We start from the raw sequence: 16,480 nt of genomic DNA, 5'->3' as shown, positions 1-16,480 counted from the left end.
CGCTTAGAACATGATCCGTGCCATGTAGGACAGACGCCGGCGGATCACTCCGGCGTCATCACCACCTTCAGCGCCTCGCGCCGGTCGAGGATGGCGTATGCCTCGGCGCCCTGCGACAGCGGCAGCCGGTGCGAGATGTAGCGTTCGGGCCTGAGCTGCCCCTTCTGCACCATCGGGATCAGTTCCTGCCACCAGTGCGGCACGGAGCAGGTGCCGGTGCGGAACGTCAGCCCGCTGGCGAAGGCGCGCTCCATCGGGAAGGGGAAGCGCCGCGTCTGGTTGACGCCAAGGCATGACACCGTGCCCCATTTGCCCACCAGCCGAAGCGACAGATCGATCGTCGCGTCGGCGCCCACCGCCTCGACGACGCTGCTGCACATCCGGCCCTTGGTGTCTTCGCGGATGAATTGCACTGCTTCTGCCGGATCGACGCCGACCGCGCCCAGCCCTTCAGCAATCGCGCGCCGCTCGGGCACCAGGTCGATCGCATAGACCCGCCCCGCGCCCATCGCGAAGCAGCCTTCCACCGCCATTAGCCCGATCGGGCCGAGCCCCACCACCGCGACGCTCGCGCCCGGCTTGATGTCGGCATTGCGCACCGCCATCCAGCTGGTCGGCAATGCATCGGTGAGCATCAGCGCCTGCTCGTCGCTGATTCCTTCGGGGATGCGTCGCGCATTGACGTCGCCCGCGGGCACGCGCACCGCTTCCGCCTGGCTGCCCTGCAGCGCCGCGGACAACCCGTAGCAGCCGGACCCGTTGTTTTCGCATTCGTGCACCCGGCCCATCAGGCAGCCGGGGCAGGCGCCGCAGCCGACCGCGGCGGAGATCATCACGCGGTCGCCTGATTTCAGGTTGCGCACCGCGCGGCCGATCTCGACCACTTCGCCCACCGCCTCATGACCGACGCAGAAGCCTTTATCCTCGGAAAAGCCGTGGCCGTGATAGATGTGGAGGTCGCTGCCGCAGATCGCGCAATGCTTCACACGGACCAGCACGTCGCGGTCGTCCTGCAGCGCTGCATCCTCGGTCGATCCGTACTGGATGTCGCGCGCGCCGAAATACCGCAATGCCTTCATGATCCGCTCCCTTATGCCTTCGCCCAAGGGGAGCGGAACGGCGGACGCGCGTCAACCGGCCTTCGGAAATCCCGGATAGCCGCGACGTGGCCCCCCTCCGACAAGGGTGGCGGAGTCGGGTGAATGAACGCCGGGCGTGTGCCTCTGGACGAGCCCGGGCAGCGTTGCCATCTTTCTTATAACGCTCTCTTGTGTGGCTAATCAGCAACACCACATGATGCTCGAAGGAAACAGGCACTACCCATGAACCTCGAGAAATTCACTGACCGCGCCAAGGGCTTCCTCCAGTCGGCGCAGACCGTCGCGATCCGCATGAGCCATCAGCAGATCGGCCCGGAGCATCTGTTGAAGGCGCTGCTGGAAGACGAGCAGGGCATGGCCGCCGGCCTCATCCAGTCCGCCGGTGGCGACGCCCGCCGCGCGGTGACGGAGACCGATGCCGCGCTCGCCCGCATCCCCGCGGTCAGCGGTTCGGGCGCGCAGTCGACGCCGGGGCTCAACAACGATGCCGTGCGCGTGCTCGACCAGGCCGAGCAGATCGCGCAGAAGGCCGGCGACAGCTACGTCACCGTCGAACGCCTGCTGGTCGCCCTCGCGCTGTCGCTCAACACCGCCGCCGGCAAGGCGCTGCAGGCCGCCGGCGTGCGCGCCGATGCGCTCAACACCGCGATCAACGACCTGCGCGGCGGCCGCACCGCCGACACCGCGACGGCCGAGGATCGCTATGACGCTCTGAAGAAGTTTGCCCGCGACCTCACCGAGGCGGCGCGTGACGGCAAGCTCGATCCGGTGATCGGCCGCGACGAGGAAATCCGCCGCACCATCCAGGTCCTCGCCCGCCGCACCAAGAACAATCCCGTACTGATCGGCGAGCCCGGCGTCGGGAAGACCGCCATCGCCGAGGGGCTGGCGCTGCGCATCGCCAATGGCGACGTGCCCGATACGCTGAAGAACAAGACGCTGATGGCGCTCGACATGGGCGCGCTGATCGCCGGAGCAAAATATCGCGGCGAGTTCGAGGAGCGGCTGAAGGGCGTGATCGACGAGGTGAAGGCCGCCGAGGGCGACATCATCCTCTTCATCGACGAAATGCACCAGCTGATCGGCGCCGGCAAATCCGAAGGCGCGATGGACGCGGGCAACCTGCTCAAGCCGGCGCTCGCGCGCGGTGAGCTGCACTGCGTCGGCGCGACCACGCTCGACGAATATCGCAAGTATGTCGAAAAGGACCCCGCGCTGCAGCGGCGCTTCCAGCCGGTGTTCGTCGGCGAGCCGACCGTTGAGGACACGATCTCGATCCTGCGCGGGCTGAAGGAGAAGTACGAGCTTCACCACGGCGTGCGCATCACCGATGGCGCGCTGGTCTCCGCCGCGACGCTGTCGAACCGCTACATCACCGATCGCTTCCTGCCCGACAAGGCGATCGACCTGATGGACGAGGCCGCCAGCCGCATCCGCATGGAGGTGGAATCCAAGCCCGAGGAGATCGAGACGCTCGACCGCCGCATCCTTCGCCTCAAGATCGAGCGCGAGGGGCTGCGCCGCGAGACCGACGAAGCCTCGCAGGACCGGCTCGAGAAGATCGAGGAGGAACTCGCCAATCTCGAGCAGCAGTCCGCCGAGCTGACCCAGCGCTGGCAGTCCGAGAAGGACAAGCTGGCCGGCGAGGCGAAGCTCAAGGAACAGCTCGACGCTGCCCGGCTGGAGCTGGAACAGGCGCAGCGCCAGGGCGATCTCGCCAAGGCGGGTGAGCTTTCCTACGGCCGCATCCCGGCGCTCGAAAAGCAGCTTGCCGAGGCGCAGGGCGCCGCGGCCAATGCGATGCTGCGCGAGGAAGTGACCTCGGAGGATATCGCCGGCGTCGTCGCCCGCTGGACCGGAATCCCGGTCGAGCGGATGATGGAGGGCGAGCGCGACAAGCTCCTCAAGATGGAGGAAGTGATCGGCAAGCGCGTGATCGGCCAGGCCGATGCGGTGCGCGCCGTCTCCACCGCCGTTCGCCGCGCCCGCGCCGGGCTGCAGGATCCGAACCGGCCTCTGGGCTCGTTCCTGTTCCTCGGCCCGACGGGCGTCGGCAAGACCGAGCTGACCAAGGCGCTCGCGGAATTCCTGTTCGACGATCCCAACGCGATGGTGCGCATCGACATGAGCGAGTTCATGGAGAAGCACGCGGTCGCCCGGCTGATCGGCGCCCCTCCCGGCTATGTCGGCTATGAGGAAGGCGGCGTGCTGACCGAGGCGGTGCGGCGCCGGTCCTATCAGGTCGTGCTGTTCGACGAGGTGGAGAAGGCGCATGGCGACGTGTTCAACGTCCTCCTCCAGGTGCTCGACGACGGCCGCCTCACCGACGGCCAGGGCCGCACGGTCGACTTCTCGAACACGCTCATCATCCTGACGTCGAACCTCGGCAGCCAGTATCTCGCCAATCTCGGCGAGGGCGAGGACGTCGAAACGGTCGAGCCGCAGGTGATGGAGATCGTCCGCGCGCACTTCCGCCCGGAATTCCTCAACCGGCTGGACGAGATCATCCTCTTCCACCGGTTGGGTCAGGCGCACATGGGGCCGATCGTCGACATCCAGGTGGCGCGCGTCGGCAAGCTGCTCGCCGATCGCAAGGTCACGCTCGACCTCACCGACGCCGCGCGCGCGTGGCTCGGCCGCGTCGGCTACGATCCGGTCTATGGCGCCCGCCCGCTGAAACGCGCGGTGCAGCGCTATCTGCAGGATCCGCTCGCCGATCTCATCCTGCGCGGCGAAGTGAAGGACGGCAGCACGATCAAGGTCGACGAAGGCGACGGGAAGCTCGTGCTTTCCGTTGCCGGCTGACATTGCAACTTTCTTTTGCTATGCAGCAATCGAACCCTTTGCAGGATCTTGCCTGATGCGCTTCGTGAACTTGGCTCTGGTTGCTTCGCTTCTTGCCACGCCAGTCGTGGCGCAAACCCAGCCGACGAGCGCGGCGCCGGCAACCGAGAAGGGCTCGAAGGACCCGAACCGAATGGTGTGCCGCACTGTGGAGACGACCGGCAGCCGGCTCGGCAGCAAGAAGATCTGCCGCACGGCGGCCGAATGGGTCGAGGTTCAGGCGATCGAACGGCGCGATATCGAGCGGATGCAGGCCGGCCGCGTCAAGAGCAACTGATCGTCAGCCGTCATAGCCCATCCGCTCCACCCACGGGCGCAGGATGGGCATGACGGGGGCGAGCTCGTCGCGATACCGCTGCCAGCGTGCCACCGCGCGCTGGTACAGCGGCTCGGTGACCTGCGCGTAGCTGGCGGTGCGCACCGTGCCGCGCTGCTGCGCCCCGGCGACATTGTCGATGAGCTCTGGCGTATAGTCCGCACCGATGAAGTCGAGCGCCGCGCGCAGCTCTGCCGCGGGATCGGCGACCAGCCGCTCGTAGCGGACGCGATGAACCGTCAGCGGCAACCGCGCCTCCGCCTGCGACCAGGCGGTGAACACCGCATCATAGGTGCGCGCCGCTTCCTCGAGATCGGTGAAGCTCAGCATTGCCTGGTTCGGGCGGAAATTCGCCATGAAGCAGCTTAGCACCACGTCATACGGGTGGCGTTCGACCAGCAGGATGCGCGCCTCCGGGAACAGCCGGTGGATCAGCGGCATGCGCGCCATGTGCAGTGGATGCTTGTCGACCGTGAGGTCCGCCGTCGCGCTCGCCCCCAGATCCTCCACCATCGCCCAGTAGCGCGCGCGCAGATCGGCGAGCGCGTCAGGCGCCAGCGCGGGCACGCTCGCCAGCCCCCCGATCGCCTGTTCCAGCGTCGGGATCATCGGCTGTTCTTCCAGCACCTGTGCGCCCGACAGGCGGCCGACCATCGTGTCGAGCAAGGTCGTCCCCGAACGCGGGAAGCCGACGATGAACAGCGGCGCCGGCCGGTCGGTGGCGGGGCCGTCGACCGTGGGCGGCGCCCAATCGCGCAGCGCCTCGGTCTCGCCGATGATCTTGGCGCGGTAGCTGCCCACCGCTGACGGCCGCGCCGTCTCCCTCACCTTCGCGTTCATCTCGGTGAACAGCGCGAAGGCCGCCTCTGTTTCACCCATTCGATCCGCGATCAGCGCCCGGATGTGTGCGCGGCGATGCGCGCTGATCGTCTCAGGGATGCGCTGCGCATGCGTGGCCGCTTCCTCCAGCCGCCCCCGCCGAAAGGCCGCCCACGCCTCGAGCAGCGCCAGCTCGTCCCCGATCCGCTGCCGCGCGACGGCAATCAGCGCGTCGAGCAGATCGAGCGCATTGTGGTTCTCCAGCAGCAGACCGAGCTCGAGGTAAGCGGCCGGGTCCTCCGGTGCGAGCGTGATCGCGCGGCGCAGCGCCTCCTCGGCGGCATTGACGTCCTCTGCGGCGGCTTCCGCCAGGCCGAGGGCCAGCTGCACCCGGGCATCGTCCGGCTCGATCCGCGCCACGTCGCGCGCCACCCGTCGACGCGCCTCCGGCCGGTCGAGCGCTTCGAGCACCTCGATCAGCGCAAGGTAAAAGTCCGTTCCCTGCCGCCGCTGGGTGATCGCCATCTCCAGCGAGGCGACGGCCGCATCGCCCTCACCCAGCTGCATCTGCGCCTGAGACAAATTTGCCCAGCTGTCCGCGTCCTCGGGCCATGCCGCCACCACGTCGCGGTACAGCGCCGCGGCCGCCAACGCATCGCCGCCTTGCAGCGCGACGAATGCCGCCAGCCGGTCGACCTTCGGTTCGCGCGGCAGCGGCGCGAGCAAATCGGTCACCCGCTCGAGCCGACCCGTCGCGATCAGCGCCTGCGCCAGGTTGAAGCGGGTGGCGCGATCGTCCGGGATAAGGGCATGAAGCGCCTCGAGATGCCCACGCGCAGCCTCCGGATCGCCTGCCCGGCTCGCCAGCATCGCGGCGAAGGCGAGCCGCGGCTCGCTCGGCTGGTCTACGACGGCAGCCTCGGCCTGCTCGCGAGCCTCCGCAATCCGCCCGGCTTGCGCCAGTTGCGCGATGCCGCGCAACACCGTCTCGTCATTGGTCATCGTATTCACTTCGGTTGCGCCACGTCGAACGCGACGGTCAGCCGCTCACCGGCAGCGAAAGGTCGCGTGCCGTGCCACATGGTCGAGGGAAACAGGACGAGCTGGCCCAACTTGGGTTCGATCTCGCGGAAGGGGGCAAGGTCCGGCACCAACGTGTCGCACGCCCCCAGCGTCAGCCATCCATCGCGCTGCTCGCCGCCAAGCGAGGGCGGCAGCGCGACGTAGAGCGCCGAGCTGATCCAGCCATGGCTGTGGACATGATCGGCATGATGCCCGCCATCGGTCAGCCGCACCGACCAGGAGCCGGCGAAGCGGATCGGCGCGCGCGGCCCGGCCAGTAGCGGATGCGCCGCATCGGCTGGCGGCAGTGCGGAGATATAGCGCGACACCGCGCCGCGGATCGCATCGCGCAGGCGAATGATCTCGGGCTCGATCCGCGCCAACAACGGCCCGTCAGTCTGCGTGCCACGCCGCACCGATTGGTCGAGCGGCTGCTCGGCGGCGATGTGCAGCGAACGCAACCGCTCGGCGAGTTCGGTGAGATCGCCGAGCTCGCGGCTGATATCATGCACCTGGACGAACGCGGGATCGCCCTCCAGCCACGCCCAGCGCGGGTCGTCCGTCATCCGCCAGCCAAGCGCCACGTACGGCCACAGGATCCGCCCCCCCGGCGCCCTGGTGCCACGATGCGCGAGCGCCGCCGCCTCGGTGATGCGACCGCGGCGGATCATCGATCGCACGCGCCGCACCAGCGTGCCGGCCTCGACGGTATCGGACAGGCCGTCGAAGTATGCGCCAGCCGCGGCATGATCACCGGCCTCGTCCGCCGCGATCGCCGCGAACAGATCCAGGAATGGCTGCGCGCCGATCGCGCGCCGCGCGGCGGCGACGGTGGCGGTCACGTCCTCGAAGCGCTCGGCGAGCAACAAGGTGGATAGCCAGGCCTGCCACAGTGACGGATTATCCGGCGTGCGCGCTACGGCCTCGCGATAGCTGCGCAGATCATCGGGATCGCCCATCATCCGCCGCAGCCGCGCAAGCGTCGCATGGCCGTCGAGCCACAAAGGCTGCTGCGTGACGATCTGCTCGATCCCGGCAATCGCCCCCGCGGCATCGCGCTCGGCGAACTGTGCGCCGGCCAGCCCGAGGAATAGCGCGCCATCCACGGCCGATAGCCGGCGCGCGAGCAGGAAATCCTCCACCGCCGGCAGCCCGGCCTCAAGCCTGGCGCGCGCCGCGCCATGCGCGATCAGCCCGTCGGTCGGCGCAAGGGATCGTGCGCGCGTCAGCGCGTCGACGGCGATCTTCAGGTCACCGGTATTTCGCGCTGCCAGCCCATAGACCTGCCACAGCCGCGCATCGCGGGAATGGCGTTCCGCGGCGCGACGAAGCAGCGGCACCGCGGCCTCGTCCTGACCCTCGCGCATGGCCAGCAGCCCGGCGCGATAGGCGCCCTCGGCATCATTCGGCACGGCGCGCCGAAGCATCGCAATCGCGTCCCCAGCCGGCGCTTGGGGTAAGGCGGACGTCACGCGCATCACCAGCGTCTTTAACGCCCCCGCCACAAAAGAAAACGGCGGGCATCGCTGCCCGCCGTTCGAGTTCCTGGTTGTGAGTGAGACTTAGAAGTCCAGCGTCACGCCCGTGTAGATGTAACGACCGATGGCGTCGTACACGCCCGGCCAAGTGTTGCCGTTGCACGGACCAGCCGGGCAGTTGGCAGCCGCGGTCAGGCGCGGCGACTTGTCGAGGATGTTGTTCGCACCGAGACGGAAGTTGAAATTGTCCCCAACCTTCGCGGTGAACGACAGGTCGAAGTAGCTCGTCTCTTCCAGACGACGGTTCACCGGGGTGACCGTACCGCCCAGCTCGACAGTGTCGAGCGTCACCGGGCCCATGTAACGCCAGCGGAGCGAGAGACCCATGCCGTTCGGCGCGGTGTAGCTCGCACGCGCCTGGTGGCGCCACTTCGGGTTCGGCGTGCCGCAGATGTTGCCGTACAGGTTCGAGCAGTCATACGGATCCGACACACCCGGATCGGTGATCAGCTCGTCCAGGTACGTACCAACGAAGCTGAGGCCGACGCTGCCGGCTTCGCCAAGCGGCACGGTGTAGCTGGCGTTGACGTCGATACCCTTGGTCGACAGGCCACCGATGTTCTGCGTCGTATCGACAACGTAACCGCCGTTCGACCGCCACAGCGAACCGAACTGGTCACGGTTGATCAGGCCGCAGAAGAACGGGTTCGCGGTCTCGGTGCAGATCTGCAGGGTGGTATCCTGACCGATGCTGCTGACGGCGCCCTCGAGCTTGATGCTGAACCAGTCGACCGACAGCGCGAACCCACGCAGGAAGCGCGGCTGGATGATCACGCCTGCCGTGTAGGTGTCGGCGACTTCCGGCGCGAGGTTCGAGTTGCCGCCGATCAGGCCGTTGTACTGCTCGGACGGATTCGGCGCGACCACCTGGCCAATGGTCAGGCCCTGCGCCAGACAGCCGACGTCAGCTGCCGTGATGGCGAAGCCGGCGCACGGATCAGTCGAGCCGTTCAGCGCGACGCGGTTCGGCGCGAACAGATCCTGGACGGTCGGCGCACGGACGGCGCGATTGTAACCGCCGCGGAAGCGGATGTCGCGGATCGGCGCGAATTCACCCTCGATCTTGTACGTGTCGGTGTTGAACTTGCCACCAGCCGAGTTCTTGTACGACGAATAGCGGTAGCCGCCGGTGAGCGACAGATCGTGGAAGAAGTTGTCCGAAACCAGCGGCAGGCGGACTTCGGTGAACACTTCCTTGACGTCGAAGCTGCCTGCGACCGGCAGCGTCGGCGCGCCCTGACCCGCGAGATCGCCGGTCTGGAACGTCACGTCCGAGAAGAAGTCCAGCTTCTCCTTGCGGTATTCACCACCGATCACAATGCCGAGCCCTTCGTCGGCCCACGGCGACTTCACGCCATACTCGCCCAACGAGCCGCTGATCGAAGCGTTGGCTACCTGCTCGGTGTTGATGCCGCGCTGGAAGCCCGGAACCTGCAGGTAATCGAGCGCCGCAGCGCTGACGCCGCCACCGAAGATGTTGTACGGCACGCAGTTCGGATCGCTGCCGCCAGCCTGAGCCGAACGGCAGATCGGGGTACCGTCCGGTCCCGTGATGACGTCGAGCGCGTTGGTCAGACGGCTCACCGAGAAGTCGTTGAAATACGTCTCGGCGAAGTTGGTGCGGCCATACTGGTAGTAAGCGTCATAGTTCCACGCCGAACCCAGATCGCCGCGAACGCCGGCCACGAAGCGGTAGCTGGTGTGCTGGAGATCGTCACGACGCGGGCCACCTTCAACGTTGCGGCGCAGGATCTGCAGCGCACCGCGATTGTAGGTCCCACCGCTCACCGGATCGGTGAATACGAACGGCGCTTCGCCCGCGATGACCGAATTGTCGGGACGCGTAAGCAGGTTGCCTGGTGCGCACACGATCCCGGCCTGCTGCGGGGACAGCAGCGGGTTGTCGCAGTTGATGGAGAACGTATTGCCGAAGTTGCCCGACGGCGCGATCTGCGCCACGGTACGATCGTCCATGAACATGAACTCGGCGTACGGCTTGATCGCCTCCGAGATCTCGTAGTTCGCGAAGAAACCGGCCGTGTAGCGCTCATCCGGACGCTGGAAGTAGTTCGTCGGCGCGAAGTTGTACGGCGTCGAGCCCGGGATGAAGGTGTTGCCGGGGCCGATCTGCAGGGTCGCATCGTTCGTGAAGAACGTGCCGTTGGCCGAGGTGGCCGAACCGCCGCAGTTGTACCGTCCGAGGCCGGCCGCCTGCTGCGCCGCGGTCGACTGACCGAGCGCGCACGACGAATAATCGCGGCGATCCTGCGTCACCGCGTCGATCTTGCGGTAGCCGGCATAGGCAGTGATGTGGCCGCGGCCGTCATCAAAGCTGGTGCCGAATGCGGCCGACACGTCGACCGTGCCGCCGTCCGCAACCTGCCCACGCGGCGCGCCGAAGCCGCGCGCACCAAGCGCATCACGCACGTCCGAGCCCGCGCGGTTCGTGTGGTTGTAGAACGAATACTGGCCGTCGAGGCGGAAGCCCTCGAAATCGGTATCCATGACGAAGTTGACGACGCCCGTCACCGCGTCCGCGCCGTACACCGACGAGGCGCCGCCCGTCAGCACGTCGACACGCTTGATGATCGAGCCCGGGATCGTGTTGATGTCGGCAGCCGACGAGCTCGGGTCGCCCGGCATCAGGCGGCGGCCGTTGACGAGGACGAGGTTACGCTCCGAACCGAGGCCACGAAGGTTAATCGTCGCGGTGCCGGTCGACGCGTTCGAATAGCCCGAGTTCTGGCCAGCGAACACCTGCGGCAGCGAGTTGACGAGATCCTCGACGCGGGTCGTGCCGGTCTGACGGAGCTCGGCGGAGGTCAGCACCGTGATCGGGCTGGCGCTCTCGAGGTTCGGCGAACGCAGGCGCGAACCGGTGACGACGATGTCGCTCGCACCACCCGAGGTGGCGGGCTCCCCGTCCGACGAGGCCTGATCCAGCTGGCCTTCGATCGGGCCGGTGCCGGCCTGTTCTGCAGTGGACTGGACTTCGGATTGCGCCAGTGCCGGGGTCGCAAGGATTGCGACACCGAACACGACCGGCGCAACACCGCGCAGCAATGCGCTCTTGGTCTTGCTAACCACGTTTCGATTCCTTCCCTCTTTTTCCTGTCCGGGGCCTCCCTCAGCCCAGATTACGGACAGAATAGGCTTTGCTTGCAACGCAGACCTGTCATTGTAAACGTGTGTCAGGGCGGGATGAGGCACAATCACTGTCGCATGTAGCACAATTGCAACAGCACCTAATTACGGGCAAGGAACGGGCGATGGCGGGGCGCTTCACGATCGGATTGTTGCTGGTTTCGCTGCTGGGCTGCGGCCCGGCCGCTGCGCAAGGGGACAAGCGGAAAAGTCCTCCCGAATCCGTGGCAAAGCTTGCGGCATGCCGCCAGATCACGGAGGATACTGCGCGGCTCGCGTGTTTCGACCGCGAAGTGGCTGCCTTCGACGTCGCGGTGCGTGACCGCAAGGTCGCGGTCGTGGATCAGGAGGAAGTGCGCAAGACGAGGCGCACGTTGTTCGGCATTGCCTTGCCCCGGATCAAGCTGTTCGATGATGCGGACGATGGCGAACCGGAGATCAAGCAGCTCACCGCGGTCATCAAGTCCACCAGCCAGGGCGAAGGGGGGCGGATCGTCTTCACGCTGGACGATGGCGCGGTCTGGGCACAGACGGATGACTATCCGGTCTATTATGCGGTAAAGCCCGGCCAGAAGGTGACGATCAAGCGCGGCGCCCTCAGCAGCTATTTCGCCGATTTCGAGAAGACCGTCACCGTTCGCGCCAAGCGGCTGCGTTAATGCACCCAGCCGAGCGCGAAGCAGACACTTTCGCGGCGCGCGGCGATCTTGCCGGGGCAGAACCGTTGCTGGAAAAGGCGCTGGCCGCACAGCCAAATCGCGCCGAAACCTGGTTGAAGCTCGGCTCCGTGCGCCGCGCGCTCGGCAACGCGAGCGGCGCCATGGCTGCCGTCTCCGAAGCGCTGCGGCTCGAACCGTTGAACTTCATGGGGCTGATGAGCCGCGCCCGGCTGAAGGAAAGTGCAGGCGACGCGGTGGAAGCCGCACGCGATTATCTCCGCGCCCTCGCCCAGCTACCGCCCGATCAACCTGTCTCGCCCCATCTGCGCGCGATGGTGGCCCATGCGCAGCGGCAGGGCGAGGCGTTCCGTGATCAGGTCGCGGCGCGGTGGGAGGCCGTGACGCAGGCGGTGCCCGGCCTCGATCCGGACATGCGCAAGCGCGCGCAGCGCTTCACCAGCAATGCGCTCCACCGTACGCGCGTCTACCATTCCGAGCCGACGCACTACCATTATCCAGGGCTCATCGAGCGCGAGTTCCACGATCGAAGCGCCTTCCCGTGGCTGACGCAGCTCGAGGCGCAGACCGACGCGATCCGCGCCGAATATCTCGCCATGCAGCAGCGCGGCGCCGGCGTCGGCCAGCCGTATGTCCAGTACGAGGCCGGCCTGCCGGTGCGGCAATGGGCAGCGCTCAACCACTCGCTTGACTGGACGGCGTTTCACCTGACGCAGAACGGCGGGACGATTTCGGTCAACGCCGATGCCTGCCCCGCCACCATGGCCGCCCTCGCCCCGATCGATCAGCCGCAGGTGAAGGGCCGATCGCCCAACGCAATGTTTTCGCTGCTGAAGCCGCGCACGCGCATTCCGGCGCACACCGGCGTCGCCAATACCCGGTTGGTCTGCCACCTGCCACTGATCGTGCCGGACGGCTGCTGGTTCCGCGTCGGCGCCGAGACGCGGCAGTGGCGGGAGGGCGAGGCATTCGTGTTCGACGACACGATCGAGCATGAGGCCGCGAATGACAGTGATGCGCCGCGCGTCGTGCTGATCTTCGACGTGTGGCACCCGGGCCTTGCTCCGCCCGAGCGCGAGGTCGTGGCCCGGCTGATGGAGGCGGGCGGTCTCGACGAGGGGACGCCGCTCTAGGCGCCTATTGCGGCATCGGCCCGGCGATCAGCAGCGGATCAATCCGCGCGTCGCGCCACTTCATCGCCCAGTGGAGATGCGGTCCCGAGGCACGCCCCGTCGCGCCGATCGCACCCACCACATCGCCCTGTCGCACCCGCGCGCCCAGCGGTACGTCGATCCGCGACAAGTGGAGAAAGGCGCTGTTCAGCCCCATGCCGTGATCGATGATCAGCAGATTGCCCTCGAGCGTGAAGGGCGACGCGGCGGCGAGCGCCACCACGCCATCCGCCGGCGCTTTGACGGGCGTGCCCGCCGGCCGTGCGACGTCGACGCCGGAATGATAGCTCCCCGGCTCACCGCGATAGATGCGCTGCGCCCCGAACAGGCCGGAAATGCGCCCCGTCACGGGCCAGGTGAAGCGCTGGCGCCATCCTTCCACATCCGATGATTGCGAGCGCGCCGCGGCGATCTGCGCCAGCTCGTCCGGTCGGCGGCGCTGGAAGTCCGCGCTCGGCACCGGATATTTCGCCACCCGGTCGAGCCGCTCGATCCGCCAGGCGCGCGGCGCGACGGAAATGCTGCGCGTGACGGTGCGGCCGTCGCGCAACACCGCTTCCAGTGTCGATGTCGGCCCGGCGTCCCGGTCAAATGCAACGACGAACCGGCCGTCCGCCGCCACCGGCACTGCCTCGCCATCCTTGCGCAGTTGCGTGGTTCCGGTGGGCGCCGCGCCGAGCAGCAGCCCGCCCTGGCTGGCGGTGCCGTCGATCCTGATCGCCGCGGGCGGCAAGGGAGCCTCAGGCGCGGGCGCGGCAGCCGGCAAAGCGCGAGGTGGTGGCGGCGGTGAAGCAGGCGCCACCGCCGGCGCCATCGCCGGGGGCGCCACGCAGCCCGCGATCATCACCAGGAGCGCGCCCGCCACCAGCGCCCGCACCGTCATTTCGGCGCCATCGCCTCCGATGCCAGGGCAGCGCTGGCGAAGGCACGCTGGGTCGCCACGTCCCAATAGCGCAGATCCTCGATCGGGATTCGCGCCCCGCTGATCGCGCAGGTCACATGGTCCCCCGGCGTTAGCACGCGAAAGCCATTGGCCATGTAATGAAGCCGCGCGGGGCGATCGGTATTCGACATCAGCATTCGTTCGTCTTTCACTCTAGCCGACTATAGCAACGTCGGCTGATCGGCTTTGGTGCCCGAATAGGCCCGCCCCCGGGCACCCTCAACCTTCGCATCGACCGTCCCGTCGGCGAACTTGAGCGTCAGCGCTCCTGCCGCGCGCGCCGCCGCCGCGCTGGTAAGCGTGCCCCCGCCGCGCGCCGTGACGCGGGCATAGCCGCGCGCCAGCGGCGCATCGGGATCGACCGATGCGAGCAGCCGGCCGAGATCCTCCAGCCGCTGCCGCGCGCCCTCGATGCGCCGCGCGAGCAGGGCGGGCCGAAGCACCGCCGCGGTACGATCCAGTTCGCCGCGGGCACGCACCACCCGACGCTCCAGACCGCGATCGAGCCGCCCGCCAAGGTCGTCGAGCCGCTGGCGTTGCGGACCCAGCAGCCGGTCGCGCGACGGCAGGTGCCGCGCCAGCGCTGCCAGCCGCTCCCCGCCACGCTCGACATAGCGCCGCGCGCAACGCTCCATTCGCTGCCCCTGCGCCGCCACCGCCAGCCGGATGTCGGCAAGCACCGGCACGGCAAGCTCGGCGGCAGCGGTGGGCGTCGGCGCGCGCAGATCGGCGGCATAGTCGCACAGCGTGGTGTCAGTCTCGTGCCCGACGGCGGAGATGATCGGGATCGAGCAGGCGGCGACGGCGCGCACCACGGCTTCCTCGTTGAACGCCCACAGATCCTCGATCGAACCGCCGCCGCGCGCGACGATGACGAGATCGGGCCTCAGATCCTCCGGCAGCGCATCGAACCCACGCACCGCCGCCGCGACTTCCGCCGCCGCGCCCTCGCCCTGCACCTTCACAGGCCAGACCAGCAGGTGGCTGGGGCAACGATCCTCCAGCCGGTGGATGATGTCGCGGATCACCGCCCCGGTGGGCGAGGTGACGACGCCGATCCGCCGCGGCAGGAAGGGCAGTGGGCGGCGCGTCTTGGATTTAGCGAACAGACCCTCGGCATCGAACCGCGCCTTGTTGCGCTCCAGCAGCGCCATCAGTGCGCCGGCGCCGGCCAGTTCCATCCGCTCGATGATGATCTGATATTTGGAGCGGCCCGGATAGGTCGTCAGCCGGCCGGTCGCGATCACCTCGATCCCGTCTTCCGGGCGAAAGGCGAGGCTTGCCGCCTGTCCCTTCCAGATGACGCCGTCGATCACCGCGGCATCATCCTTCAGGCACAGATAGCAATGGCCCGACGCAACGCGCTTGTAGCCGGAAATCTCGCCGCGCAGGCGCACATGGCCGAATTCGCCCTCCACGAAGCGCTTCAGCTTGGCCGACAGTTCGCCGACCGACATCGCGGCTGCGTTGTCCCCCGGGACAGGGTCCGCTACGAGCCGCGCCGGAACATCGAAGAAGGGGTCGGGCATGAACGTCCTGCTGATCGGATCGGGCGGGCGCGAGCACGCTCTGGCATGGAAACTCGCGCAATCTGAGCGTCTAGATACGCTCTATGCTGCCCCCGGCAACCCCGGGATCGCGCAGCACGCGACCATCGCGGCACTGGATACGGCGGATCACCGCGCCGTGATCGATTTCGTGCGCCGGAACGCCATCGGCCTTGTTGTCGTGGGGCCGGAGGTGCCGCTCGTGGCGGGGCTTGCCGACAATATCCGCACCATCGGCGTGCCGGTTTTCGGCCCGGGGCGTGAGGCCGCGCGGCTCGAAGGATCGAAGGGCTTCACCAAGGATCTGTGCGCCCGCGTCGGCATCCCGACTGCGCGCTATTTTCGCGTCACCTCACGCGATGGCGCGATCGCCTGCCTCGATGACTTCGCCACCGGCGCTGATCTTCGCTGCGTGATCAAGGCAGATGGCCTCGCCGCGGGCAAGGGCGTCGTCGTCGCGATGAGCCGCGCCGAAGCGGAAGAGGCGATCCACGCGCTGTTCGCCGAGGGCCCGGCCGAGGCGGTAATCGAGGAATTCCTGGAGGGCCAGGAGGCGAGCCTTTTCGTCCTGTCCGACGGCACGGTCACCGCCAGCTTCGGCAGCGCGCAGGATCACAAGCGCGTCGGTGACGGCGATACCGGGCCGAACACCGGCGGCATGGGCGCCTATTCTCCCGCCGCGGTGCTGACGCCCGAACTGGAAGAGCAGGCGCTGGGCGAGATCGTCCGCCCGACGATCGACGCGCTCGCCGCTGCCGGCACGCCGTACGTCGGCGTGCTCTACGCCGGGCTGATGCTGACCGCGGATGGCCCCAAGCTGATCGAATACAACGTGCGCTTCGGCGATCCCGAATGCCAGGTGCTGATGGCGCGCTTCGAGGGCGACCTCCTCGAAACGCTGCTGGCGGTGGCCGAAGGGCGGCTTGCCGACCTGCCGGAGCCGGCCTTCGCCGATAATGTCGCGCTGACCGTGGTGATGGCCGCCAACGGCTATCCCGGGACGCCGGAGACGGGCGGCACCATCACCGGCATCGACGCCGCGGAGGCGACCGGCGCAATCGTGTTCCAGGCCGGCACGCGCGATGACGGTGGCAAGCTCGTCGCCGCCGGCGGCCGCGTGCTTGCGGTGACGGCAACCGGCGAGAGCGTCGCCGAGGCACAGGCCGCCGCTTATAAGGCGGTCGACGCGATCGACTTCCCGACCGGCTTCTGCCGCCGTGACATCGGCTGGCGGGCGATCGGCTAGATGGCACCCGGCAATCCCTCACCCCCGTTGCGGGAACCATGTGCCGTCCCTAAGGCTTGGCGCTCGGCGTAG

Annotated in this window: 12 protein-coding genes; 5 read left to right on the top strand and 7 right to left on the bottom strand. The window is 67.9% G+C overall.

Annotation, left to right across the window (positions count from 1 at the left end; all coding sequences use genetic code 11):
• Positions 1-44: 44 nt before the first annotated feature.
• Positions 45-1,079: an alcohol dehydrogenase family protein gene (locus ACH0CP_RS06005; protein WP_294445232.1), complete on the bottom strand. Its 1,035-nt coding sequence runs from the start codon at positions 1,077-1,079 to the stop codon at positions 45-47.
• Positions 1,080-1,322: 243 nt separating this feature from the next.
• On the opposite strand from ACH0CP_RS06005, the gene clpB reads away from it, so the two are divergent.
• Positions 1,323-3,905, top strand: coding sequence for an ATP-dependent chaperone ClpB (clpB, locus tag ACH0CP_RS06000; protein ID WP_406888332.1), 2,583 nt, complete (start codon positions 1,323-1,325; stop codon positions 3,903-3,905).
• A gap of 55 nt (positions 3,906-3,960) precedes the next feature.
• The gene (locus tag ACH0CP_RS05995) at positions 3,961-4,221 is read left to right on the top strand and encodes a hypothetical protein (RefSeq protein ID WP_294444175.1); all 261 of its coding nucleotides are present in this window, start codon (positions 3,961-3,963) and stop codon (positions 4,219-4,221) included.
• 3 nt (positions 4,222-4,224) lie between these two features.
• On the opposite strand, the gene ACH0CP_RS05990 is transcribed toward ACH0CP_RS05995, so the two are convergent.
• The 3 genes from ACH0CP_RS05990 to ACH0CP_RS05980 form a co-directional block, all read right to left on the bottom strand.
• Entirely contained in the window at positions 4,225-6,081 is a 1,857-nt protein-coding gene (locus tag ACH0CP_RS05990; protein WP_294444177.1) for a tetratricopeptide repeat-containing sulfotransferase family protein, read from the bottom strand.
• 5 nt (positions 6,082-6,086) lie between these two features.
• Entirely contained in the window at positions 6,087-7,568 is a 1,482-nt protein-coding gene (locus ACH0CP_RS05985; protein ID WP_406875817.1) for a putative 2OG-Fe(II) oxygenase, read from the bottom strand.
• Positions 7,569-7,703: 135 nt separating this feature from the next.
• Positions 7,704-10,766, bottom strand: coding sequence for a TonB-dependent receptor domain-containing protein (locus ACH0CP_RS05980; protein ID WP_294444173.1), 3,063 nt, complete (start codon positions 10,764-10,766; stop codon positions 7,704-7,706).
• 182 nt (positions 10,767-10,948) lie between these two features.
• Between ACH0CP_RS05980 and ACH0CP_RS05975 the strand changes: the two genes are divergently transcribed.
• Together ACH0CP_RS05975 and ACH0CP_RS05970 are read left to right on the top strand one after the other, a co-directional pair.
• Positions 10,949-11,482, top strand: coding sequence for a hypothetical protein (locus ACH0CP_RS05975; protein WP_294444172.1), 534 nt, complete (start codon positions 10,949-10,951; stop codon positions 11,480-11,482).
• Positions 11,482-12,633 carry an aspartyl/asparaginyl beta-hydroxylase domain-containing protein gene (locus ACH0CP_RS05970; protein ID WP_406875818.1) on the top strand — a complete coding sequence of 384 codons (1,152 nt, stop codon included), beginning with the start codon at positions 11,482-11,484 and terminating at the stop codon, positions 12,631-12,633. The genes ACH0CP_RS05975 and ACH0CP_RS05970 overlap by 1 nt, the downstream gene beginning before the upstream one ends.
• A gap of 4 nt (positions 12,634-12,637) precedes the next feature.
• Here the strand turns inward: ACH0CP_RS05970 and ACH0CP_RS05965 are convergent, their stop codons facing one another.
• Genes ACH0CP_RS05965 through xseA form a run of 3 tightly spaced genes read right to left on the bottom strand, consistent with a single transcriptional unit; the run spans position 12,638 to position 15,144 of the window.
• Positions 12,638-13,555 carry a M23 family metallopeptidase gene (locus tag ACH0CP_RS05965; protein WP_294444170.1) on the bottom strand — a complete coding sequence of 306 codons (918 nt, stop codon included), beginning with the start codon at positions 13,553-13,555 and terminating at the stop codon, positions 12,638-12,640.
• Positions 13,552-13,752, bottom strand: coding sequence for a DUF2093 domain-containing protein (locus ACH0CP_RS05960; protein ID WP_294444169.1), 201 nt, complete (start codon positions 13,750-13,752; stop codon positions 13,552-13,554). Before ACH0CP_RS05960 ends, ACH0CP_RS05965 begins: the two co-directional genes overlap by 4 nt.
• Positions 13,753-13,776: 24 nt before the next feature.
• Positions 13,777-15,144, bottom strand: coding sequence for an exodeoxyribonuclease VII large subunit (xseA, locus tag ACH0CP_RS05955; RefSeq protein WP_294444167.1), 1,368 nt, complete (start codon positions 15,142-15,144; stop codon positions 13,777-13,779).
• Between xseA and purD the strand changes: the two genes are divergently transcribed.
• Positions 15,143-16,408 (top strand): phosphoribosylamine--glycine ligase, encoded by a 1,266-nt coding sequence (purD, locus tag ACH0CP_RS05950; RefSeq protein ID WP_294444165.1) that lies wholly within the window; start codon positions 15,143-15,145, stop codon positions 16,406-16,408. The two genes, xseA and purD, sit on opposite strands and share 2 nt — an antisense overlap.
• The last annotated feature ends 72 nt before the right edge of the window (positions 16,409-16,480 follow it).

The sequence above is a fragment of the Sphingomonas sp. 179-I 2A4 NHS genome, assembly GCF_045369135.1.
In the GTDB taxonomy this organism is placed as follows: Bacteria; Pseudomonadota; Alphaproteobacteria; order Sphingomonadales; family Sphingomonadaceae; genus Sphingomonas.
The sequence above is the reverse complement of the archived record's forward strand: the minus strand, read 5'-3'. Positions and strand labels throughout refer to the sequence as shown.